General features: G+C 66.3%; 14 protein-coding genes. 3 read left to right on the top strand and 11 right to left on the bottom strand.

Features of this window, described 5'->3' with window-relative positions; genetic code table 11:
* Nucleotides 1-16 precede the first annotated feature (16 nt).
* The 9 genes from addA to C8J39_RS08875 form a co-directional block, all read right to left on the bottom strand.
* Entirely contained in the window at nucleotides 17-3,445 is a 3,429-nt protein-coding gene (addA, locus tag C8J39_RS08915; RefSeq protein WP_165895168.1) for a double-strand break repair helicase AddA, read from the bottom strand.
* A complete protein-coding gene (addB, locus tag C8J39_RS08910; RefSeq protein ID WP_120300119.1) occupies nucleotides 3,429-6,389 on the bottom strand; it encodes a double-strand break repair protein AddB in 2,961 nt (986 codons plus the stop codon). Before addB ends, addA begins: the two co-directional genes overlap by 17 nt.
* Nucleotides 6,382-7,137: a nucleotidyltransferase family protein gene (locus C8J39_RS08905; RefSeq protein ID WP_243649819.1), complete on the bottom strand. Its 756-nt coding sequence runs from the start codon at nucleotides 7,135-7,137 to the stop codon at nucleotides 6,382-6,384. Before C8J39_RS08905 ends, addB begins: the two co-directional genes overlap by 8 nt.
* Nucleotides 7,134-8,114, bottom strand: coding sequence for an aminoglycoside phosphotransferase family protein (locus C8J39_RS08900; protein WP_165895186.1), 981 nt, complete (start codon nucleotides 8,112-8,114; stop codon nucleotides 7,134-7,136). The genes C8J39_RS08905 and C8J39_RS08900 overlap by 4 nt, the downstream gene beginning before the upstream one ends.
* Nucleotides 8,111-8,554 carry a tRNA (adenosine(37)-N6)-threonylcarbamoyltransferase complex ATPase subunit type 1 TsaE gene (gene tsaE / locus C8J39_RS08895; RefSeq protein ID WP_056058455.1) on the bottom strand — a complete coding sequence of 148 codons (444 nt, stop codon included), beginning with the start codon at nucleotides 8,552-8,554 and terminating at the stop codon, nucleotides 8,111-8,113. The genes C8J39_RS08900 and tsaE overlap by 4 nt, the downstream gene beginning before the upstream one ends.
* A 124-nt stretch (nucleotides 8,555-8,678) precedes the next feature.
* Nucleotides 8,679-11,039 carry a PAS domain-containing sensor histidine kinase gene (locus C8J39_RS08890; protein WP_120300117.1) on the bottom strand — a complete coding sequence of 787 codons (2,361 nt, stop codon included), beginning with the start codon at nucleotides 11,037-11,039 and terminating at the stop codon, nucleotides 8,679-8,681.
* Between the two features lie 139 nt (nucleotides 11,040-11,178).
* The gene (locus C8J39_RS08885; RefSeq protein WP_259457518.1) at nucleotides 11,179-14,214 is read right to left on the bottom strand and encodes a TonB-dependent receptor domain-containing protein; all 3,036 of its coding nucleotides are present in this window, start codon (nucleotides 14,212-14,214) and stop codon (nucleotides 11,179-11,181) included.
* Nucleotides 14,215-14,470: 256 nt separating this feature from the next.
* Nucleotides 14,471-15,931, bottom strand: coding sequence for an adenosylhomocysteinase (gene ahcY / locus C8J39_RS08880; RefSeq protein WP_404969325.1), 1,461 nt, complete (start codon nucleotides 15,929-15,931; stop codon nucleotides 14,471-14,473).
* 181 nt (nucleotides 15,932-16,112) lie between these two features.
* Nucleotides 16,113-16,673 carry a YqgE/AlgH family protein gene (locus C8J39_RS08875; protein WP_120300499.1) on the bottom strand — a complete coding sequence of 187 codons (561 nt, stop codon included), beginning with the start codon at nucleotides 16,671-16,673 and terminating at the stop codon, nucleotides 16,113-16,115.
* A gap of 109 nt (nucleotides 16,674-16,782) precedes the next feature.
* On the opposite strand from C8J39_RS08875, the gene C8J39_RS08870 reads away from it, so the two are divergent.
* The 3 genes from C8J39_RS08870 to C8J39_RS08860 all read left to right on the top strand — a co-directional run bounded on the left by C8J39_RS08870 (nucleotide 16,783) and on the right by C8J39_RS08860 (nucleotide 19,439).
* A complete protein-coding gene (locus C8J39_RS08870) occupies nucleotides 16,783-17,262 on the top strand; it encodes a peroxiredoxin (protein ID WP_120300114.1) in 480 nt (159 codons plus the stop codon).
* 181 nt (nucleotides 17,263-17,443) lie between these two features.
* Nucleotides 17,444-18,880 (top strand): AMP nucleosidase, encoded by a 1,437-nt coding sequence (locus C8J39_RS08865; RefSeq protein WP_120300113.1) that lies wholly within the window; start codon nucleotides 17,444-17,446, stop codon nucleotides 18,878-18,880.
* 64 nt (nucleotides 18,881-18,944) lie between these two features.
* Entirely contained in the window at nucleotides 18,945-19,439 is a 495-nt protein-coding gene (locus tag C8J39_RS08860) for a hypothetical protein (RefSeq protein WP_120300112.1), read from the top strand.
* 266 nt (nucleotides 19,440-19,705) lie between these two features.
* Here the strand turns inward: C8J39_RS08860 and C8J39_RS08855 are convergent, their stop codons facing one another.
* Nucleotides 19,706-21,538 (bottom strand): M2 family metallopeptidase, encoded by a 1,833-nt coding sequence (locus C8J39_RS08855; RefSeq protein WP_120300111.1) that lies wholly within the window; start codon nucleotides 21,536-21,538, stop codon nucleotides 19,706-19,708.
* A 206-nt stretch (nucleotides 21,539-21,744) separates the two neighbouring features.
* The gene (locus C8J39_RS08850; protein ID WP_120300110.1) at nucleotides 21,745-22,521 is read right to left on the bottom strand and encodes an alpha/beta fold hydrolase; all 777 of its coding nucleotides are present in this window, start codon (nucleotides 22,519-22,521) and stop codon (nucleotides 21,745-21,747) included.

Below are 22,521 nucleotides of genomic sequence, written 5' to 3'. Positions count from 1 at the left end.
CTCAACCACCGGGGCGCTAGCTTTGCTCCGTGGGCCGATAGTGCGGCTTGTTCGCGGCCAGCGTCTCGTCGTCCAGCACGATCAGCCGCGGGCCGGCCGTGTACAGCAAGGCTGCCTCGACCGACCGCCCCGGAAAGATCACGCTCAAGGCTTCGGCATAGGCCGCCATCTGCTTCAGGTGATATTCCGGCACGTCGTCGAGACCGCGCGGCGCGCGGCGGCCAGTCTTGAAGTCGACGACGCGGATGCGGTCGGACTCGATAAGCAGGCGATCGACCGTTCCCGATACGACCATGCCGTTCGCGAGGGTCGCAGCGATCGGCGCCTCGGCGAGCGTATCCGCGCTGAAAAGCTCGGCAAAGCGCGGGTCGTCAAGCACGGCGACCACGCTCTGCACGATTTCGGACCGTGCTGCGACATCGTCGACGCCGCCCGCTTTTGCCAGCCAGCGATCGGCTGCCGTCGCGCGGTCGGTGGCGGCAACTGCCGGCAGACGCTCGAACAACGCATGGATCAGTCGACCTCGCTCCGCCGCGACGCGCATCGCTGGTGTCGGCGGCGGATCGGATACCGCGTCGTCACCCAGCGCAGACGGCGACAGCGGACGAGGCGGACGGGCTTCTTGCGGTGCGGGTTCATGCGCCCATCCGGGCAGCTGCGCGTTAGCCGCAATCTCGACCGAAGCCGAAGCCTTGGCGATCACCGCAGGCTGAGGCTCGACCCCGGCGAACGTCCGCGCGCCCTCGGTGATCGGCACATCTAGTGCCGTCAACGCACGATCGGACGCGGCGTACCAACTGTTCTCCGGCGGCACGCCCTTCGCGCGCGGCCCGAGCGCACCGGCGATCACCAGCCGCTCTTCGGCGCGCGTGGCGGCGACGTAGAACAGCCGCCAATGCTCCTCCAGTTCGCGTTGCTCGGCGGCCGACACGACCGCATCGAGCGGGCCGCCGCGCTCGCTCGACCGCGGCCGGAATACCGGGATCGGCGCTGCCCCAGGCTCGGGCGCCCATTTCAGGATCGAGCGCGGCGCCGCCGACGGATCCGCCGTCGCATCCGCCAGGATCACCAGAGGCGCCTGCAACCCCTTCGCGCCATGTGCGGTCATCACCCGCACCGCGTCGAGCGGCGCCGACGGATCGCGGACGATCTCGACATCACCGCGATCGAACCAGTCGAGGAAGCGCTGTAGCGACGGCGTCGTCGTGCTCTCGAACGTCAGCGCGGCGTTGAGCAGTTCCTCGATCGGGTCGCGCGCCTCGGTCCCCAGCCGGCGGATCAGTTTGCGGCGACCGTCGAGCGGGCCCGACAGCAGTTCCTCCAGGAACTGGTAGGGCGTGGCGATATCGGCGCGCGCCAGCATCGCCAGCAACGGGGCGAGCCGCGTCGCGGGTTGCGTGCGTTGCAGGTGCCGCCACAGCGGCCCCGCCTCGCGCGGTGCCGCTGCCATCAGCTCGTCCTGCGTCCAGCCGATCAGCGGCGACACGAGCAGCGCCGCGACGGACAGGTCGTCCTCGGGCTGCAACACGAAGCGGATCGTCGCAAGCAGATCCTGTACCGCAAGCGGCGCGTTAAGTCGCAGGCGATCGACGCCCGCCACCGGCACGCCCTCGGCATACAGCCGCGCGACGATCAGCGAGGCAAGATCGCCGCGTCGCTTGACGAGGATCATGACGTCCTCGGGCCGCAACCGCCGCCCCTTGCTCTCCAGCATCAGGCCCGCATCGGGCGCGAGCCAGCCCTTTACCGCGCGCGCGATATCGCTCGCGAGTTTGCGCACCGCGTCATCGACCCAGCCCTCTTCGTCGTCCTCGCTGCCGCCAGCCGACACCGGCGGCCACAAGGTCACAGTGCCCGGCCCGGCGACCTCGCTGGCGTGCGGTTCCGTAGTCTCGATACCAAGCCCCGGTTCGCCGATTGCTTCAATAGCTGCGTCAACAAACTCTAGAACGGGCAGCGTCGACCTAAACGAATGCGTCAGCGACAGTGCTGATAAAGGCAAACCACGCTCGTTCTCCGGCCAGTCGTCGTCACCAAACGCCTCTTCGGCGCGCCGGGAGAAAGATATCTGCGCGGCTTCGAACTGTCGCGGATCGGTGCCTTGGAACCCGAAGATCGCCTGTTTGTAGTCGCCGACCGTAAACAGGGTGCGCGTCGACGGCGCATAGATGCCGCGGCCGACGAAGAACTCGTCGGCCAGCGCGCGGACGATCCGCCACTGGTGTCCGTTGGTATCCTGCGCCTCGTCGATCAGCAGGTGCTCGGTCGCCTGGTCGAGCTTGTAGCGCACCCATTCGCCGATCCCCGGCTGGTCGAGCAACGCCACCGTCGTCGCGATCAGGTCGTCGAAATCAACCGCCCCCGCGCGCCGCTTGGCCAGCGCATAGCCCCGCGCATAATCGCGCCCGACTTCGAGCCCGTCGGCGAGCAGGTCGCAATAGGTCGCGCGCTGGACCATCGACAGCACGTCGGTGCACGCCTCGCCCAGATCGCGGGCGAGGATTTCGTAATCGGGCTCGGCATCGATCAGTTTCTTCGAGGCTTTGCGCTGCGTGCCCGTGCCGGTGAGCACGACGCTGGCAAGCTCGTCCAACGTCGCAGCGCGGTCCTCGGAGTCGAGCCAGCGCTGCACGGTCGCCGCTGCGGCTTGACCCGTAGCAGTCCCCCACGCGCGGTTCGCCGCGGCAATGCGCGCGATCGCGTCGAGGTCGAGCGCATCGCACCATTCCGCGATCGCCTCGTCGATGTCTCCGGACGGAAGCCCGAGTTCGCGACGGAGCCATGGCTGGATCCCGACCGGGAGGGCCTCCAAAGCGGGCAGCGCGCGGGCGCAGGCGAGCAGGAACGCCTCCGCCCCGCCCTCGCCCATGCGCAGCGACAAGCGTCCCACGATCTCGACCGGACGTTCGCGGCCTTCGCGCTCGGCGTCCGACAGCATCGACGCCAGCGCCTCGCGCGCCAGGCCGGCTTCCTCGCGCGCTTCCAGCGGTCGGAAGCCTGGCGTCAGCCCGGCCTCGACCGGGAACGCGGCCAGCAAGCCTTGGCAAAATCCGTGGATCGTCTGGATGCGCAAGCCCCCGCCCGGTGCATCGAGCACCTTGGCGAACAGGGTGCGGGCGCGGCCTCGCAATGCTTCGGACGTGCTCTCGCCCAGCGCGTCGAGATCCTTCGCCAGAATGGAGTCCGGCATCCGCACCCATGCGGCGAGCCGGCCGTTGATCCGCTGCGCCATCTCCGCCGCGCCCGCCTTGGTGAAGGTCAGGCACAGGATCGCGCCGGGATCGACACCGCGCAACAGCAGCCGGAACACGCGGGCGGCCAGCACCTGCGTCTTGCCCGTGCCCGCCGACGCGGACAGCCAGACGTGCGAGGCCGGGTTGCTCGCATCGGCCTGCGCGCCTCTCAGCCGGGGGAGCGTGGCGAGCGCGTCACCGCTCACGGCCATACCATTCGTCGCGTCGCATCAGTTGGTCGTACTCGGCATAGGGGGCGTATTCGGGGACGAGTTTGGCGGTGAACGCGGCGCTGCCGGTGAGCCATTCGCCGACGACTTCGGTGAAGTTGTGCGCGGCGATTGCCGTGAACTCGGCGGTCGGGATCTTGTCGCGCTTGCCCTCGGGGTCGACCGGGCTCTCGATATAGCCGAACGCGTCGCGCTTCTTGCCGAGCGACCAATATTCGAACGCGCCTGCGGTGCCGCGCACATCCTCGAACCCGCCGCGTTCGGCGATCAGGCCGAGCAGGCCGAGTTGGAGGCTGTAGCCGGCACGCACCGCGGTCGGGGACGGTGGCTTGCCGGTCTTGTAGTCGATCACCGCGAGGCGCCCGTCGGGCAGCTTGTCGATGCGGTCGTAGCGACCTGACAAGGTCACGCCGGCGATCTCGATCTTGCCCTTGCCCTCGGCGCTGGCGACCGTTCGGCCGTCTTCGCCTTGCGCGACTATGGCGCCGGCGATCCAGTCGATCGCCTCCAGCAGCCGCGGTTGCCAGAGCGCGCGCATCATCGGGTGCGTGCGCTCGTCGTCGAGCATCGCCTTGGCACGCTGCCGAAGCGTGTCGACGGTGCAGTTGTCCTGCTTCCACCATTGCTCGAGGATGTCGTGCACGGCGGTTCCGCGCCACGCGGCGCTGGGATCCGCATCGACCGGATCGAGAGGCATCAGCCCCAGCACGCGGCGCGCGTAGAAGGCGTAGGGGTCGGCCTTGAGGCGATCGACCTCGGTGACGGAGATGGCCTTCGGACGCAGCAGCGTGGGCGGCGACGGCGCGGGACGGTCCGCGGGGAGATGCTCGCCCGGATCGTCGAGCGCGCGCGTCCAGCCTTCCAGCGCCGACGCGCGTTCGAACCGGTCCCCCGCGAGAGCTTGCAAGCGGAGCCAGAGGCGCGAGGCCAGAGCGGGTGACTTCGCGTCCCGCCGCGCTCGCGTGACGACCGCGCGAGGTGCGCCTAACGCCTGCGCAAAATCATGCGCCGCGGTGCCGACACGGCGCTCCAGACCTGGTAGCCCGAGCTCCATGCGGATACGTGGCGCCAGCCAAGGATCGGGCGCAGGCCGCCCCGGCCACACGCCTTCGTTCAGTCCGCCGAGCACCATGACGTCGGCCGTCTGCAACCGCGCCTCGATCAGGCCGTATATCGCGAGTCGGGGATGGCCGCCCGGTGCCGGCCGTACCGCTACTTCGTCGAGCAACGTCCGCAACAGTTGCGGCAGTTCGCGCGGATCGATCCGCGGCGGTCCGGCGGGCGCTTCGGCTTCCAGATCGGCGAGGAACTCCGCCGCGGCACGCCCGGCCAGCCCCGACCAGAGGTTGTCGCCGCACAAGGTTTGCGCCGTCTCGCGCAGGCAGGCGAGTACCGATGCCAAGGGCTGTGGCCCCTGGTCGAACGCGTTCGCCAGCGGCGTCAGCAACGGCTGGACGTCGGTCCACCATGTCGCCGCCGTGCCCTTGCGCTCCTCCAGATGTCCGGCGATTCCGTCGAGCCCTGCCGCCGGCCTTGGCCCGCGCAACCGTCGGTCGAGCGCACGCGCGCCGTCGAGCCATAGCAAGCGATCCTCACCCGCGCGCACCAGCGGATGCTTCAGCAGCGCCAGCAATGCGAGCGGCGAGAAGCGCTGCGCCGCCGCTTCGGCCAGCGCGAGGAGCAACGTGCCCGGCGGGAGGATCGACAAGGGCCGTCCCGCGCTGTCGTCGATGCCGATGCCCCAGCGCCCGAGATGTGCTGCCACCCGACGGGCCAGCGCGCGATCAGGCGTGACCAGCGCGGCGGTGCGCTCGGGCACTTCCAACGCCTCGCGAAGGACGAGAGCGATCGCTTGCGCTTCCTCTGCGGGCGTGGCGAGTTCGGCGGCGGTCACGCCCTTCAAGCGGCGATCTTCCGCGGCGATCTGTGTCCATTTGCCGGTGAAATCCGCGGGTGCCAGCGCGTTGGCGATCGCCCGGCCGCGCGCGGGGTCGGCGTCATGCCCGCCACCTTCGCGCCATGTCTGCACCTCGCCGCGAGCGACACCCATGCGAAGGAGCATCAGCTTGGCATCGAACTGTGGGTGCGTCTCGATCGAGCGCCTCGTGAGCCCGGTGACCGGGTTCGGATCGTGCGGGCCGAGCGCGTCCCACTCCTCGTCCGGCAGCGCGAGGTCGAGGCCGGCGAATACCACCATGCCCTGCGGCATATCGGCGATGCAGCGGAGCAGACGCGCGACTGCGGGCGCGGAATCGGTCACGCCCGCCGCGCAGACGATCCCGGCGGGCGGCGCACTCCGCCAGCGCTTGGCAAGCCGGTCGAGCAACGCCGAGCGCCGCGTCGCCGCATCGATCCGCTCAAGCCGTGCGAGTTCGCCGGGCCAGCGTTGCAGGACGATCTCGAACGTCGCCAGCGCGCGCCGCCAATGCTCGGTCAGTTCAGGGCCAAGCTCGATATCGCGCAAGCTGGTCGGCGGTACTTCCTCGACCAGCAACTGATCCAGCGTCCGCGCGAGTTCGCCTGCGAGGCGCACCGCTTCGGCGGCATCGACCGGATGCCCTTCGCGCGCCCGCTCTTCCGATACCAATCGCGCGAGGATCATGCGGCGTTGATAGGGCGCAATGGCGGGCAGCGGCGGATCGATATCGTCCGCCGGATCGAGCGCGGCGCCGACTGCCTCGCCCATCTCCGGATCGCCTAGTGCCACCAGTCGCGGCAAGACGAGCCCGCCGCCACTCGCGCGCACGAACGCCTCGGTAACCGCCTTCACCGCGCGGTTGTTCGGCAGCACGACCAGCGCGCGGGCGAGTGCGAGCGGATCGCGCCCCGCCCGCCGGGTCAGTCCGGCGACCAGCGCATCGGCGAACGCCCGGTGCGCGGGGATCGTGTAGAGCGTCGGGCGATCCGCCGTGACAATATCAGCCATCCGCGAGGATCGCCTCGGTCTTCGGGATCGCGGCGGGCGTGCCGACGTCGAACCACAGGCCCTGGTGGACCTGACCATAGGCGCGGCCCGCGGCGATCGCGCGGTCCCAGAAGATGTTGGTCGAGAACGGCCCCTCCGGCCAGTCGGCGATCAACCGTGGGTGGAGGATCTGGATGCCGGTATAGGCGAACGGCGCGACGCGGCCGGGCTTGCGGCGCCCGACGATCCGCCCGTCGCTGCCGAGATAGAAATCGCCCATGCCGCCGTGATTGTTGGCGCGCGCGAGCGGCACCATCAGCAGAAGCGCGTCCATCTTGGCGTCGTCCCAGCGCGATGCCAGCAGCCTGATCGCGTCGACCGGCCCGTCGATCCAAAGGTTGTCGCTGTTGACCACCAGCACCGGCGCGTCGCCCAGCAGATGCCGCGCCTGGACGAGCCCGCCGCCCGTCTCCATCAGCATTTTCCGCTCGTCGGAGATCACGACGTCGATCCCCGCGAACCGATCGGTGACGTGCGCCTCCAGCGTGTCCGCAAGGTAGTGCACGTTGACGACGGCTCGCTTGATCCCGGCGGCCTGCAAGCGTTCGAAGACGTGATCGATCAGCGGTTTCCCTGCGACCTGAACCAGCGGCTTGGGTCGCGTCGCGGTCAGCGGGCGCATCCGCTTGCCCAATCCCGCCGCCATCACCATCGCCGTCTCGGGCACGATCCCACGCGGGACAGGGCGGATCGTCTGCTGGCGGGTCACGCGCCCAGTGCCAGCGGATCGCCGCGTAACTCGGGCGGCACGTTCGCCGCGAACCACGCCGCGACCGGCGCCATGACCGGCTGCGCCAGGTCGCGCTCGAGATACGTCCAGACGCGCGGGCACATCGTCGCATAATGCGGCTTGCCATCGCGTTTCCACAGTCGCGTGAAGATGCCGAGGATCTTCGCATTCCGCTGCGTGCCGAGCACGTGATACGCGTTCATGAAGTCGTCTCCCGCATCCGCTGCCGCGCGATATCGTGCCAGCATCGTCGCCTCGACCGCCGGATCAACCGTCCGCCGCGCATCCTGCAACAGCGACACCAGATCATAGGCCGGATGCCCCGCGAGCGCGTCCTGAAAATCGAGCAACCCGAGCGACCGCGCCGGTCCGACGAGCATCAGGTTCTCGGCGTGATAATCGCGCAAAACCGTGACCGGAGTCTCGGCGATGGCGTGATCGAACACTGCCTCCCATGCCGCGGCCCAGCCAGCCAGATCTGGCTCGACCCCGACCGCCGGGCAGTACCATTCGACGAATAGCCCCGCCTCGCGCTTCAGCACCGCGCGATCGTAAGGGGGGACCGGCCCAGCCGGCTCGGCGCGCAACCGCACCAGCAAGTCGATTGCCGGCCCGTAGAGCGACAGTTCGTCCGCGGGCGCCGCGTCGACCGCCTCACGCAATCTATCGTCGCCAAAATCCTCGATCAGCACGAGCCCCTGGTCGAGGTCACACGCCAGAATGGCGGGCGCGGCGAAGTCGCGCTCGACCAGCCATTCGGCGATGGCGATGAACGGGCGGGGATCTTCGTGCGGCGGTGGCGCATCCATCAGGATCGCTTGGCGCCCACCCTGTTCGGCGCTCTCGATCGCGCGGAAATAGCGCCGGAACGACGCGTCGCCCGCGACCGGAAGGATCTGTGCCCCACCCCAGCCATGAACGTCGAGAAAAGCGGCGGCGCCGGGCGGCGGGGTCATGTCGGCCATCGCGACTTCCAAGCTTCCGGCACGCCGATAGTCAAGCTGCGCGTGCCGTCCGGCTCGATCGTCAGGCTCAGGCGAAGCGCATCCGGCCAGTAATCCGGGCCTGCGCGTTCCGGCCATTCAACCAGCAGAAGCGAATCGTAGCGCGCGTCGTCGAGCGCGAGTTCCTCGATCTCGGCGGGGTCGTCGATGCGGTAGAGGTCAACGTGCAGTACGGGAAAGCGCACTTCGGGTGGCTCGTAGGGCTGGACGATCGCGAAGCTGGGCGATGGTGCCTCTCCGGCGAGGCCGAGTGCGGCGAGGAGGCCGCGGGCGACGCTGGTCTTGCCGGAGCCGAGCGTGCCCACAAGAGTGATCACGTCGCCGGGTCGAACGCGCTTGGCAAGCATAGCCCCGAACGCTTCGGTGGCTTGCGGGTCGGGTAGACGGATCATGCGCACGAGCCCTCTCCCCCTCGGGGAGAGGGTTGGGTGAGGGTCCGTTCGAGGCGCTGCGCTGCTCGGCGACCCCTCACCCCGACCCTCTCCCCGGAGGGGAGAGGGGGCAGAAGATCGGCGCTCATCGGCGTGGTAGCTCGACGGTGATCAGCGTGCCGGCGCCGGGTTCGGACATAAGCTCGATCGTCCCGCCGTGTGCCTCGACGAACTGTTTCGCCAACGGCAATCCGAGACCCAGAGCGCGATCCCCCATAGGCTTCGACTCCGCAAACCGGTCGAACGCATGCGCCACCGCCTCCGCATCCATCCCAACCCCATCGTCCGACACCACGATCCGCGCCGACGTCGCATTACCGTCGGTATGCAGCAGCACCCGCCCGCCGTCCGGCGTCGCCGCGACCGCATGGCGCAACAGATGCTCGACGACCTCCTTCAGCCGCTTCGGATTGCCGTTCACGCGGCCCGTCGAGCGCGCGACCTCGATCGCGAAGTCGAGTTTACGTCGCTTGGCCGACGGCAGGATCGTTTCCGCCGCGGCGCGCACGGTAGCTGCGAGGTCCACGTCGCTGCGATCGGTTTCCGCACGATCGCTCTCCGCGCGCGTCAGGTCGAGCACGTCGTCGACCAGCAACCCCAGCCGCTCGACGGACTCGAGAATCGCCCCGACATAGCCCTCGGCCTGCGGCGTCAGCGCGCCGGCATATCCGCCATGCAACATCTCCGCGAACCCGCTGATCGACGTCAGTGGCGTGCGCAGTTCATAGCTCATATTCGCGACGAACGCGGTCTTCACCTTGTCGGTCGCCTCGAGCGCATCCGCACGATCGCGCAACGCCTGCTCCGCGCGGCGGCTGTCGGTGATGTCTAGCATCGTGAACAGCGCATTCCCGTCAGGTAACGGCACGCCGGCAAACTCGAAATGCCGCCCGTCCGCAAATGCCACGCGCCCGCCGCGTTGCTGCCGCCCGACCGTCGCCGATCGCACGAGATCCGGGATCAGTGCCGACCGGCCAGGTGTCGCAAGCTTGGCCCCCGCCGCTTCGGCAAAAGCGTCGACGCGGGGGTGCGAGGCGAGAAACTCTTCCTCCAGGCCCCACAGCGCGCGAAACCGGTTGTTCCAAAGCTGCAACCGACCATCCGCCGCGAACACGCCGAGCGCCTCGAACAGGTTGTCGAACGTCGCCGTCCGCACCCGCAGCAACGTGTCGCGCGCGCTGGCAAGCTGGACCTGCTCGGTGCGATCCTCGAAGATGAGCAGCAAGCCGCCATCGGGAAGCGGCTGCGCGACGACGCGCAGGTGCGTGCCGCCGCGCAGGTGCCAATTCTCCTCCATCGCGCCGCCACCCTGGGCCGAGCCGGTCTGCATGAACCAGTCGCGCCGCTCCGCCTTCCAGCTTGGAAAGTCGCGCACCTCCGGTAGCCGGTTAGCCTCGCGCATGCGCTCAAGCACCCGGTCGAACTCAGGCCGATCAGCGAGCCATTCGCTCCGCATCGCGAACATTCGCCGGAATGGCTGGTTGCAGAATACGAGCGACCGGTCGCCACCGAACTGCGCGACGCCCGCCGACAACCGGTCGAGCATCGCGCGCTGGGCTTCGGCAAAACGCTTGGCGCCCGACCGTGCCTGCTCCAGTTCCTCGATATCGATCGCGAACCCGGCCACCCCGCCGCTCGGCAACGGCACGTCGTAGATCTGCAACGACCGTCGCGCACCGTCGATCGTCGCGGGCAGAACCTGCTGATGTGGCCGCCCCTGCTCACGCGCCACCGCCGCGCCGGCAAGAGGCCCGCCACGGCCCGAGCCCTCGACCAATTCCAGTCCACGCGCGACGACGTCCGCGGCATCGCGCCCCTCGACCGCGTCGACATAGGCCGAGTTCACCATCGCCAGTCGCAAGTCGGTCGCGCGATACCACATCGGCATCGGGGCCGCCTCGATCAGCCCCGTCAGCGACTCATACGCCTCACCCAGTCGCGCGGTCTCGGAGCCGAGTCGCGCAATCTCCGCCTCGCTGTCGGTCGCATCGAACGCCCATAGCAGCACCGCCCCGGTCGCCCCCATCTCGCCTGGCGCACGCCCACCGCGAAACGTGATCGCGCGCGTCGAGCCCTGCAACCGCACCGACCGCACGAACGCCCGCCCCGACCGCTGTGCCGCAGTGACGTCGGCAATCAGCCGCGCGGCATCGTCCGCAGACAGCCCCGCCCCCCCGGAAGCGAGCTCCGCGATCGACCGCGGCGGCGCGTCGAGCCCCAGCCAGTCCGCCATCCGCTGCGTCATCTCGATCCGCCCGCCCGAACGGATCACCGTCACGATCGCCGGCGACCCGTCGAGGATCGTCTGCAACTGCGCGCGCACCTCTATCACTTCCGCGGCGTCGGAACGGGCTTGCAGTCCGATGTATAGCAGTACCAAGCCGGCGAGGATCACCAAGAGCAGCAACGCCCCTACCATCACGGCGGTACCGATCCCCAGGACCATTATCGGGAAGCCCGTAGCGACATCATCGGACCATGTAGGCCAAACCGTCCCCCGGGGGAAAGCCACGAGACAAGGAAAAGGGCGGGCCCGACATACGGACCCGCCCTTCTCGATCTAACCGATAGAACCTGGCTTACGCTTACAGCTTCACCGAAGCGCCGATGTACATCGCGCGACCGATGTTGTCGTAGATCGCGTCGCCGTCGCCATTGCCGAGCAGGCCATAAGGCGGCTTCTTGTCGGTCAGGTTGTCGACGCCACCGTACAGGGTGAAGCGCTTGTCGACGTCGACCGACGCGCGAACCGCATGATAGAACACCTTCGGGTAATAGACGACGTCGGCATAGTTCGGGTTGAGCGCGGGAACGCCGTTGGTGTCGTGCTGCGCTTCCCAATCGGTGATCGACTGACGGCCGATATAGCGGACCTGATACCCCAGCGTGAAGTTCTTGTGCGTCAGATCGACCGAGGCGTTGACGTTCCAGATCGGATCACCGAGCTCGCCCTTCACCCGGTCGGGGCGGCTCGGCTCGTCGAGATACGGGAAGTCGGTCCGGTCGCGGACCCAGGTCCCCACCACGCGCACCGCAGCCTTGGTGTCCGCACCGAACCGGCGGTTGTAGCTGGCGTCGAAATCAATGCCCTTGGCCTTGAGCGCGGCGAAGTTGACCGTGCTCTGCAACAGCGCCGGCCGTGCGAACAGGCCGTTCGCCTGGCGCGGATTGATCAGGCTGCAGAACTGGTTGTTCAGCGTCGGAGCGTCGTAGCAGGCATCGAGAATCGTCTGTGCGTCGACAGCGTTGATGACCTTGTTGATCTTGATGTCGTAATAATCGACCGTGAGCGCAAAGCCTGGAAGGAAGCTGGGCTGGAAGATCGCACCATAGGTCCAGCTCCGTGACTTCTCCGCCTGTAGGTTGGGATTGCCGCCTGACAGGATTTCAGTGGAACCAGCCCGGGCCGTGCTGTTGATGAAACCAGCCGGAACACCTGCTGCCGCACAGTTTGCAGCACGGGTCGAGCGCCCCGTGGTGATGAAGTTGACATCGCACGGATCGTCGAGCTGCGGGAAGTCCTGGCTGTTCGAAGCGTACAGATCGCCAAGCGTAGGCGCCCGGACCGACCGAGAATAGTTCACGCGGAACTTGATGTCGTTGATCGGCGCATAGATCCCGCCGAAGTTATAGGCATAGACCGTTCCCGTGGACCCCTTGTAATCCGCGACACGACCTGCAGCGTTGATCGTCAATTCCTTGGCGAAGCTGATGTCCTTCAACAGTGGAAGTTCGATCTCGCCATACGCTTCCTTCACGGCGAATGCCGGCGGACGGAAGTCGGGGATGACATTAAAGAACGTATCGCCGCCCTTGATGGTATCGTCATACGCCGAGAACGCCGTTTCGCGACGATACTCGCCGCCGACCGCGAACCGGACCGGACCGCCGGGCAGTTCGAACAGCTGCGAGCTGTCCCCGACGATGTTGCCCGTCACGTCGAACTCAGTCGCCTTGCCGCGGCTGGTCGAGGTCGTGTTGATGTAGTTCAGCGCGGCTTGGCTAGCCCGCCCCTCGCCCAGGATGTTGAGCGGAGCGCACGACGGATCGACGACAGTCGCCTGGTTGATGCGGCAGACGATCTGGCCGGCCCCGTTACGGACCGCATCGATCGCGTTATAGAAGCGCGACTGGAACTGGTTGTTGTAGAATTTCGACTTCGTACGGAATTCGCCGTAGTTCACCGAGAAATCATACTTCCAGTCGTCGTTGAAAGTCCCCTCTGCACCGACGACGATGCGATAGGTATCGCGCCGATCGGCCTCATCACGCGTGCCGAGATCGGTGTTGTTGCGATTGAGCCGGAAATACTCGGAGCCTGCCGGCAACAACGACCGGATGGTCGCCGCAGCCTGAGGATTGAGGAACGCGTTGTCGAACGCGATTGGCACGCCCCCACCAAGATACGTCTCGCCCTCGGCATCGGTCCCCTGCGATCCACCTTGGTTGAACGTACCGCTCGACTGGGCAAAGCTTTCAACGCGCACGAACTTCGCTTCGAAGAACGGCTTGAACGCCTCCGATACGTCGTAATGGCCGATCAGGTTTGCGACGTAGCGCTTGAGCGACGGATCCAACGTACCCGTATCGGTCAGCGTCGCGCCGCTGCCGTTCTGGTTGTTGTTCGAGCCTACCGGGCGGAAATCATTCCCGTAATTATACTCGGAGAGTTGCCCGTTCGACCCGAAGCCGAACACGCGGGGAGCGCCGTTCGCACGACAGGCAGCAGCTACGCCACCACCGCAGCCCAGCAGATTGCCGCCGTTATAGGCGATGAAGTTGCCGCCATTGTCATAGCCGAAGCTACGGACACCCGTTAGGAAAGTCCGCTGCGGCTGACCGGACGCGTTTGTCGCGACACGCTGGAACTGGTTCCGGCCATCATAGGCACCGGTCAACCCCGGACGGTCGGTATAAGTCAGCAGATCGGCCTGGTTATATTCGAGACCGAGCGCGATGTTGCCGCGCCCCTCGGCGAAGTTCGTCCCGAAGGTGCCCGACAGGCGATATGTACCGCGATTGCCGCGATCCGCGATCCCGCTCTGGGCATTAAGCGATACGCCGTCGAAATTGCGCTTCAGCACGAAGTTCACGACACCGGCCATGGCGTCCGAACCATACACCGCCGAGCTACCGCCGGTAACGATGTCGACGCGGTCGATCAGGTCGGTCGGGATCGTGTTGGTGTCGACGAGAAACTCGCCGGTCGATCCGGTGATGTGACGGCGGCCGTTGACGAGAACCAGCGTACGCGATGGCCCAAGACCACGAAGATCGAGCAGGTTGATGCCGGCGGTACCGATGAACTGGGTCGAGTTCGCCTGGCTGTAGGTCGAGCGCAGCGACGGCAGGTCGTTCAGCACGTCGCCGATCACGACAGCGCCGGTCCGCGTCAGGTCGGCCTGCGTCACGGTGGTGACGGGGATAGGCGAATTGAGCGTCGGCCGCGCGATGCGCGAACCGGTGACGACGATCTCACTGCCGGCATTGGCTTCGGCCGCCACCGTCTGTGCAACTGCGCCCGTCGTAGTGTCCGAACCAACCGGAGCTGTTGGATCGGTGCCGGGCGCCTGGCTTTGCGCGTCAACCGGTGTTGCAGTCTGCGCCGCTGCCGGAATCATTGAGACCAATACGAACGCCACCGTCGACGCTGTTACGAACAATCCGGACTTCCGGATCGGCATGCCAGTCATATTAAATAACCCCTGAACCCAATCTTTTACTGAGGTCAGAAGGACACCTTTCCTGCCCGTTTTTCAATCCGGGCAGCAAAACATTACAAACATGTTGCAGAGCTGCAACACGGATGCGTAACGAAAAAGCCGCGCCCGCCTGTTGGCGAACGCGGCTTTCGAAAACCCTACGGAATCCTTAAGATCAGTAGCGGTAGTGATCCGGCTTGAACGGGCCCTCGACCGGCACGCCGATATAGCCGGCCTGCTTGTCCGACAGCTTCGACAGCTTCACGCCGAGCTTCTCGAGGTGGAGCATCGCGACCTTCTCGTCGAGGTGCTTCGGCAGGACGTACACTTCGTTCTTGTAGTTCTCGCCCTTGGTCCAGAGCTCGATCTGCGCGAGCGTCTGGTTGGTGAACGAGGCCGACATCACGAACGAAGGGTGGCCGGTGGCGCACCCCAGGTTCACCAGGCGACCCTTCGCCAGGATGATGATCTGCTTGCCGTCCGGGAACTTCACCAGGTCCGTGCCGGGCTTCACTTCGGTCCAGTCGTAGTTCGACAGCGCGGCGATCTGGATCTCCGAGTCGAAGTGACCGATGTTGCAGACGATCGACATCGGCTTCATCGCCTTCATGTGATCGGCGGTGATGACGTCGGCATTGCCGGTCGCGGTGCAGAAGATGTCGGCGCGCTTCACGGCCTCTTCCATCGTCACGACCTCGAAGCCCTCCATCGCCGCCTGCAGTGCACAGATCGGATCGACTTCGGTGACCATCACGCGCGCGCCGCCGTTGCGGAGCGACTGGGCCGAGCCCTTGCCGACGTCACCGAAACCGGCGACGCAGGCGACCTTACCGGCGAGCATGACGTCGGTCGCGCGACGGATCGCGTCGACCAGCGATTCCTTGCAGCCGTAGAGGTTGTCGAACTTCGACTTGGTGACCGAGTCGTTGACGTTGATCGCGGGGAACGGCAGCTCGCCCTTCTTGGCGATCTCGTACAGGCGGTGGACGCCCGTGGTGGTTTCTTCCGAGACGCCCTTCAGGTTCTTGACGGTCTCGGTCAGGTAGCCAGGGTTCTTCGCGACGTACGCCTTGAGCGCACGCTGCATCTCGACCTCTTCCTCGTTCTCGGGCTCGGGCATCGTGTGGCCAGCCTCGAGCTTGGCGCCCCAGAGTGCGAACATCGTCGCGTCGCCACCGTCGTCGAGAATGATGTTGGCGGTCTGGCCCTCTACGTCGCGATCCCACGAGAAGATGTCGCCGACATAGTTCCAGTAATCCGCGAGGCTCTCGCCCTTGATCGCAAACACCGGCACGCCGGTCGCGGCGATCGCGGCGGCGGCATGGTCCTGCGTCGAGAAGATGTTGCAGGTCGCCCAGCGGACGTCGGCGCCGAGCGCGGTCAGCGTCTCGATCAGCACTGCGGTCTGGATCGTCATGTGGAGCGAACCGGTGATGCGCGCGCCCTTGAGCGGCTGCGCTGCGCCGAATTCGGTACGCAGCGACATCAGACCGGGCATCTCGGTCTCGGCGATGTTGATCTCGGCGCGACCGAAATCGGCGAGGCTGATGTCGGCGACGACGTAGTCGGTCTTCGCGGGAGCGAGGGTGGTGGCCACTATGGGTCTCCTGGAAATTCTGTGATCGGCGAGCCTCATGCCCGTGCCGGATGCGCTGCCCTGTAGGGGAACGGAGGGCTCAAATCAAATATAAAGATATCTTTATATGACGTCTCAGTGTCCCTTGGGCAGCATGTTCTCCTGCGAACGCAGGAGCCCAGGGTAACGAACGGTGCCCAATGTGATCCTGGACTCCTGCGTTCGCAGGAGAACAGAAAGCTTACGCCCGCCCCGTCTCCGCCACGAGCAACCGCGGGTCCACACCGGCCTGCGCAAACGCCATCGTCCAGCGATCCTCCGCGGCGGTATCGAACAGCAATTCGGCATCCCCCGGCACGTTGAACCACCCCGGCCGCGACAGCTCGCCCTCGAGCTGTCCGCCATCCCAACCGGCATAGCCAAGCGCCACCACCCATTCCGACGGCCCCTTCCCCTCGGCAATCGCGCGGAGCACGTCGACCGTGCTCGACAGCTTCCACCGGCCGGCGACGTCGACCGAGTCCTGCCCGCCCCAGTCGGACGAATGCACGACGAAACCGCGCCGCGGCTCGACCGGCCCGCCGAGATGCACCGGCGCGTTGGGGGCGTCGCCCGGCTCGATCCCGAACTGTTCGAGCAGATCGTGAAAACCCAGACCGTCGATCGTCGCGCCGATCCCGATGCCGATCGCCCCATTCTCGTCATGGCTGCACATCGCGATCACCGCGCGGGCGAACCGCGGATCGCTCATCCCCGGCATCGCGAGCAGGAATTGTCCGGAAAGAAAGGGCGTCTTGTCCATGCGTTCGAACATAGCGACGCGGACGAGCCCCCGCCACGCTTGAAATACGCGCGCCCGCGTCCAAGGTACGGCTCGCCCGCGACCAACGCGCGGCGACAGGAGATTTTAGATGACGATCAGCGTCGGCGACCGGCTTCCCACCACCAATCTCGTCAAGGCGACCGCAGACGGCCCCGACCAGGTCGATACCGACAGCTTCTTCAAGGGCCGCAAGGTCGCGCTGTTCGCGGTCCCGGGCGCGTTCACGCCGACCTGCTCGGCCAAGCACTTGCCCGGTTTCGTCGAAAAGGAAGCCGAACTGAAGGCCAAGGGCATCGACGAGGTCGCCTGCGTCTCGGTCAACGACGCGTTCGTGATGGGCGCTTGGGGTAAGTCGGCGGGTGCCGGCGACATCACGCTGCTGGCCGACGGCAATGGCGATTTCGCCAAGGCGATCGGGCTGACGATGGACGGCTCGGGCTTCGGCATGGGCACGCGCAGCCAGCGTTACTCGATGCTGGTGAACGACGGCGTGGTCGAGCAGCTGAACGTCGAGGCTCCGGGTGAGTTCAAGGTGAGTTCGGCCGAGCACCTGCTTAGCGAGATCTAATCCTCCCCGGCACGGGGAGGGGGACCGTTCGGCACCTTTGCCGAAGGGTGGAGGGGGCTCACCGCGAGCGTTACGGTCGCGGAGCGCCCCCTCCGTCAGCCCGAGTGGGCTGCCACCTCCCCGACACGGGGAGGATTTAGGTGGTCTTGCCACCGTAACGTCCGCCACCTAACACTGCCCGATGACAATCGCATCCGACCTCGTCGCCGAACTCGACCGCCTCTACCGCGCCTCCGTCGAGCGCCTCCAAGCCGCCATGAGCGCGTATATCGCCGACGGCACGACGCCAGATCCGGCCAGCCGCACCGATGGTTCGTTCGCCTATCCCGAAATACGCCTCACCTATAAGGGCGGCGTCGACCGGCCCACCCCGCTCCGCTCGTTCGGTCGTCTGGTCAACGCGGGCGAATACCGCATCAGCGTCACCAAGCCTGCGATCTTCGCCGAATACCTGACCGAACAGCTGACGCTGCTGATCGAGGATTACGACGTCACTGTCGAAGCCGTCGAAGGCCGCCAAGAAATCCCGTTCCCCTATGTGATCGAGCCCGGCCACGCGCTGAGCCTCGATGAGGTCTCCGCCACCGAACTGTCACGTCACTTCCCCGCCACCGAACTAGCGCATATCGGCGACGAGATCGCCGACGGCCTGTGGATCGCGCAGGACGAGACGCGTCCGCTCGCGCTGTTCGACGGCCTGCGCACCGATTTCAGCCTTGCCCGCCTGCGCCATTACATGGGCACGCCCGCCGAACACGCGCAGCGCTTCGTGCTGTTCACCAACTATCACCGCTATGTCGACGAGTTCGTCCGTTGGGCCGGCACGCAGCTTGGTGAAGGTTCGCGCTTCACCAGCCTGTCGGGTGCAGGCGGTATTACGATCTCGTCGGGCGACGACATCGACAAGATCATTTCCGACAGCGCCTGGCGTCGCCACCAGATGCCCGCCTATCACCTGATGGCGGACGACCGCACCGGTATCACGCTCGTCAACATCGGCGTCGGGCCGTCGAACGCCAAGACGATCTGCGACCATCTCGCGGTATTGCGTCCCGAGGCGTGGCTGATGATCGGCCATTGCGGTGGCCTGCGCCCGAGCCAGCGGATCGGCGATTACGTCCTCGCGCATGCGTATCTGCGCGACGACCACGTTCTCGACGACGTCCTGCCCCCTGAAATTCCAATTCCCGCGATCGCCGAAGTCCAGCTCGCCATGGCGAAGGCGGCCGAGATCGTCTCGGGTCAGTCGGGCGAGGAACTCAAGCGCCGCCTCCGCACCGGCACGATCGTCACCACCGACGATCGCAACTGGGAACTCCGCTACTCGAAGTCCGCACTCCGCTTCTCACTCAGCCGAGCGGTCGGTATCGACATGGAATCCGCGACGATCGCCGCGCAGGGCTACCGGTTCCGCGTTCCCTACGGCACGTTGCTCTGCGTCTCGGACAAGCCGCTCCACGGCGAGTTGAAGCTGCCGGGCCAGGCCAATCGCTTCTACGAACGCGCGATCAGCGAGCATCTGCGGATCGGGATCGAGACCTGCGAACAGCTCCGCCTCGAAGGGTCGAAGCTTCATAGCCGCAAGCTCCGCGCGTTCGACGAGCCGCCGTTCCGCTAAAAACCGGAGCGGATCGCACGGGAATGCGTTACGCTTCCGGAATCATTGCTGAGGGAAGATAGAAGTGGCCGACACCGACACGCCCGATACGGAAGCAAAGAAGCCCGCCGCCCGCCGTCGCGCGCCGCGCAAGACGAGCGCGCCTAAGGCGGCACCGGCTGCCACGTCGTCGGCCAAGCCGGTCGCGTCCAAGCCCGTGCCGGTTGCGGACAAGCCTGTCACCGCCGCGTCGTCGAAGTCAGTGGGCAAGCCGACGCCAAAGCCGCGCTCGACCAAGCGCAGCACGCCCCGCCCGGTGCCTGCACGCAATACGGCCACGCCTGTTCCGATTGCGAAGCCGCCAGAGAAGACCCGTGGCAAATGGGGCGCTGCTGCGATCTTTAGTGGTGTCGCGGTAGCTGGAGCGGCGGTTGGCGCGCTGCTAACTCTGCGTGGCAGCACGCCGAAGTCTCAGACAGCACCCAAACCGAAGGGTACGCACGCGCATCAGGCTGACGGGACGGACTCGTCGAAGTCGTTCGACGCGGGCATCGTCGATCCTGGGACGGTGCCGGAGTAAACATATCCCGACCGAGTACTGAATAGATACTCCACCCCGGCGAAGGCCGGGGTCCAATTGGAACGTCTTGTGTAACGAAGCTCATCGCTCTGTTAGCGGCGTTTCCCAATTGGGCCCCGGCCTTCGCCGGGGTGGGCAAGACGGAAAGTCCCGCCTTTCTCGTTCCCCCGCGGAAGCGGGGGCCCAGCTAAAACCACGGGTGCGTTCGTAACCCTGGGCCCCGCCTTCGCGGGGGAACTAGAAGTTGGAGTAGTCAGGTTTATCCCTCACCACCCAGTCGGCTTCCCCTTGTTCTGCACGTCCAGCCACGCCTTCAACGGCGCGAAATACTCCACCAGCGCCGCGCCCGACATCTCGCGGCTGCCGGTGAACACCTGCAGCGCATCGGGCCAGGGCTTCGACTGCCCCATGCTCAGCATCGCGTTCAGCTTCGTCCCCACCGCCTTGTTGTCGTAGAACGAGCAACGATGCAGCGGCCCCTTCCAGCCCGACTGGTCGCACGCCGCCTTGTAGAACTGGAACTGCAACACCCGCGCCAGGAAGTAGCGCGTGTACGGCACCGCCGCCGGGATGTGGTATTTCGCGCCCGCATCGAACTTGGTCTCGTCGCGTGCGACCGGCGGCTTGATCCCCTGATACTGGAGCCGCAACGCGTCCCACGCCGCCTGATACCCGGTCGCCGGGATCTGCCCCGAGAACACGCCCCAGCGCCATTTGTCGATCAGCAGCCCGAACGGCAGGAACGCGACCTTGTCCATCGCCTGGCGCAGCAGCAGCCCGATGTCCTTGTCCGCGCTCGGCACCTTCGCCTGGTCGAGCAGCCCGATCTTCAATAGGTAATCCGGCGTGATCGACAGTGCGACGGTATCGCCGATCGCCTCGTGGAAACCGTCGTTCGCACCGTTCGCGTACAGGAACGGCTGCGCCTTGTACGCGCGCTGATAGTAATTGTGGCCGAGCTCGTGGTGGATCGTGACGAAATCGTCGGCGTTCACCTTCGTGCACATCTTGATCCGGATATCGTCCTTGGCGTCGATATCCCACGCCGACGCGTGACAAATCACATCGCGGTCGGCGGGCTTGGTGATCTGCGACCGCTTCCAGAACGTCTCGGGCAGCGGCGCGAAGCCGAGCGACGAATAGAAGCCCTCGCCCTGCTTCACCATCTTGAGCGGATCATAGCCCTTCGCCTTCAGCAGATCGCCGGTATCGAAGCCCAGATCCCCCGCCCCCTTCGGCGCGACGATGTCGTAGATGTTGCCCCATTCCTGCGCCCACATGTTGCCGAGCAGGTCGCTGCGGATCGGCCCGGTCTTCGCCTGCACCGCGTCGCCGTATTTCTCATTCAGCTTCCACCGCGTGTAGGTGTGCAGCGCCATGTACAGCGGCTCGACCTGCTTCCAGATCTTGTCGGTCAGCGCCGCGAACTGTTCGGGCGTCATGTCGTAGCCCGAGCGCCACAGTGCACCGACATCCTTGTAGCCGAGCTCGCGCGCGCCTTCGTTCGAGATCGACGTCATCTTCGCATAGTCGCCGCGCATCGGCGCGCCGACCTTGTCGTTCCAGCTCGTCCACATCTCGGTCAGCTTGGCGGGATCGCGCGTCGAGCCCATCGCCGCCTCGATGTCCGACCCGTTGATCGGCTTGCCGTCGAGCGTCCCCATGCCCTTGCCGTAGGAGGACGACATCTTCGTGGTCAGCGTCGACAGTTCCTCGGAAGCCCCTGCCCGCGTCGGCGCCGGTAGCGTCAGCCCGCCGCGCAGCAGGTCGAGCTTGCGCTTCGTATCGAACGACAGCCCCGGCACTGACGCATACGGCGCGGCGCCGAGCGCATATTTCACCCCGAGATCGGTCATTTCGGCGCCCGACTTCGCCGCCAGCGCATCGGTATCGTCGGTGATGTACGTCGCGTTGACCCACGCCACGCGGTTGGCGTCGAGCGACGCCGCGGCCATTACGCGTTCGGCTTCGGCCACGAACGCATCCGCCTGCGCTACGGTGGGCTTGCCGGTGGTGGCGGGTGCTGCAGTCTGGGCCTGTGCTACGGACGGCACGGCGATCGCGCACGCGAGCGCGATCAGAGAGACGGTACGGATCATGATCTTCCCCTGGATTATGCCTCCAGAGTGAGCATCCGACCCCGTCTGGTCAACGCCGATCTTTCTAATCCTCCCCCGCTAGGGGGAGGTGGCGCCGAAGGCGACGGAGGGGGAGGAACGCGCCACGGAGGTGGTTTCTTACCTCCCCCTCCGTCTGGCAAGAGCCAGCCACCTCCCCCTGGCGGGGGAGGATCGAGGACAGGGCGTCAACCCGCCAGGAAGTCGGCGATCGCTTGGCCCAGTTCGGGCTTCACGACAGCGCTCATGTGGCCGCCGGGGGTCTCGACATACTCGCCATGCGGCAGCACCGCGGCCAGATCCGGTGCCGAACCATTATCCTGATCCTCGCCGCCGCAGACCACCAACGTCGGCTGCTGGATAGCCTTCACGGACTCGAGTGGCGTATCGACGAACGTCTCGAGGATACCGAGCAACGCGACCGGATCGCCGCCGGTGGTCTTCAGGAACGCCTCCGCCAGCCACTCCGGCGTACCCTGCACATGCTGCCCCAGCTTGGTCAGGATATTGCGGAAATGCCCAGCGCGGCGTGACGTCTGGGTAAGCCCTTCGAGACCCATCCCCGAAAAGATCACGCGCCGCGGCGTCGCCCCCGTCGCCAGCATCCGCGAGGTCGTCCGCGCACCCAGCGAATAGCCACCAAGATCATACTCCGTCAGTCCGAGGTGTGCGATCAGCGCGTGGCCATCCTGCGTCAGCGCATCCGCAGGATACGCTTCGAGCCCGTGCGGCTTCTCGCTCTCGCCGTGCGCGCGCAGGTCCGGCATGATCACGCGGAAGCCCTTGGCGGCGATCTTCGCGGCGTGGCCATAGCGGATCCAGTTGGTCTTCGCGTCGGAGAAATAGCCGTGGATCAGCACCACCGGCCGCCCCTCGCCGACCTCGCGCCACGCGATCCGCGTGCCGTCGAAGCTCTCGAAAAACTGCGTCTCGGTCGGGGTGCTGGCCACGGTCACATCCTGCAT

Source organism: Sphingomonas sp. PP-CC-1A-547 (assembly GCF_003610375.1).
Lineage (GTDB): Bacteria > Pseudomonadota > Alphaproteobacteria > Sphingomonadales > Sphingomonadaceae > Sphingomonas.
The sequence above is the reverse complement of the archived record's forward strand: the minus strand, read 5'-3'. Positions and strand labels throughout refer to the sequence as shown.

Bases quoted from the DNA above. Each gene is read 5' to 3' on its own strand.
- addA (WP_165895168.1), bottom strand. From the start codon at position 3,445: ATGGCCGTGAGCGGTGACGCGCTCGCCACGCTCCCCCGGCTGAGAGGC.
- addB (WP_120300119.1), bottom strand. From the start codon at position 6,389: ATGGCTGATATTGTCACGGCGGATCGCCCGACGCTCTACACGATCCCC.
- C8J39_RS08900 (WP_165895186.1), bottom strand. From the start codon at position 8,114: ATGACCCCGCCGCCCGGCGCCGCCGCTTTTCTCGACGTTCATGGCTGG.
- tsaE (WP_056058455.1), bottom strand. From the start codon at position 8,554: ATGATCCGTCTACCCGACCCGCAAGCCACCGAAGCGTTCGGGGCTATG.
- C8J39_RS08890 (WP_120300117.1), bottom strand. From the start codon at position 11,039: ATGGTCCTGGGGATCGGTACCGCCGTGATGGTAGGGGCGTTGCTGCTC.
- C8J39_RS08885 (WP_259457518.1), bottom strand. From the start codon at position 14,214: ATGATTCCGGCAGCGGCGCAGACTGCAACACCGGTTGACGCGCAAAGC.
- ahcY (WP_404969325.1), bottom strand. From the start codon at position 15,931: ATGAGGCTCGCCGATCACAGAATTTCCAGGAGACCCATAGTGGCCACC.
- C8J39_RS08875 (WP_120300499.1), bottom strand. From the start codon at position 16,673: ATGGACAAGACGCCCTTTCTTTCCGGACAATTCCTGCTCGCGATGCCG.
- C8J39_RS08870 (WP_120300114.1), top strand. From the start codon at position 16,783: ATGACGATCAGCGTCGGCGACCGGCTTCCCACCACCAATCTCGTCAAG.
- C8J39_RS08865 (WP_120300113.1), top strand. From the start codon at position 17,444: ATGACAATCGCATCCGACCTCGTCGCCGAACTCGACCGCCTCTACCGC.
- C8J39_RS08855 (WP_120300111.1), bottom strand. From the start codon at position 21,538: ATGATCCGTACCGTCTCTCTGATCGCGCTCGCGTGCGCGATCGCCGTG.
- C8J39_RS08850 (WP_120300110.1), bottom strand. From the start codon at position 22,521: ATGCAGGATGTGACCGTGGCCAGCACCCCGACCGAGACGCAGTTTTTC.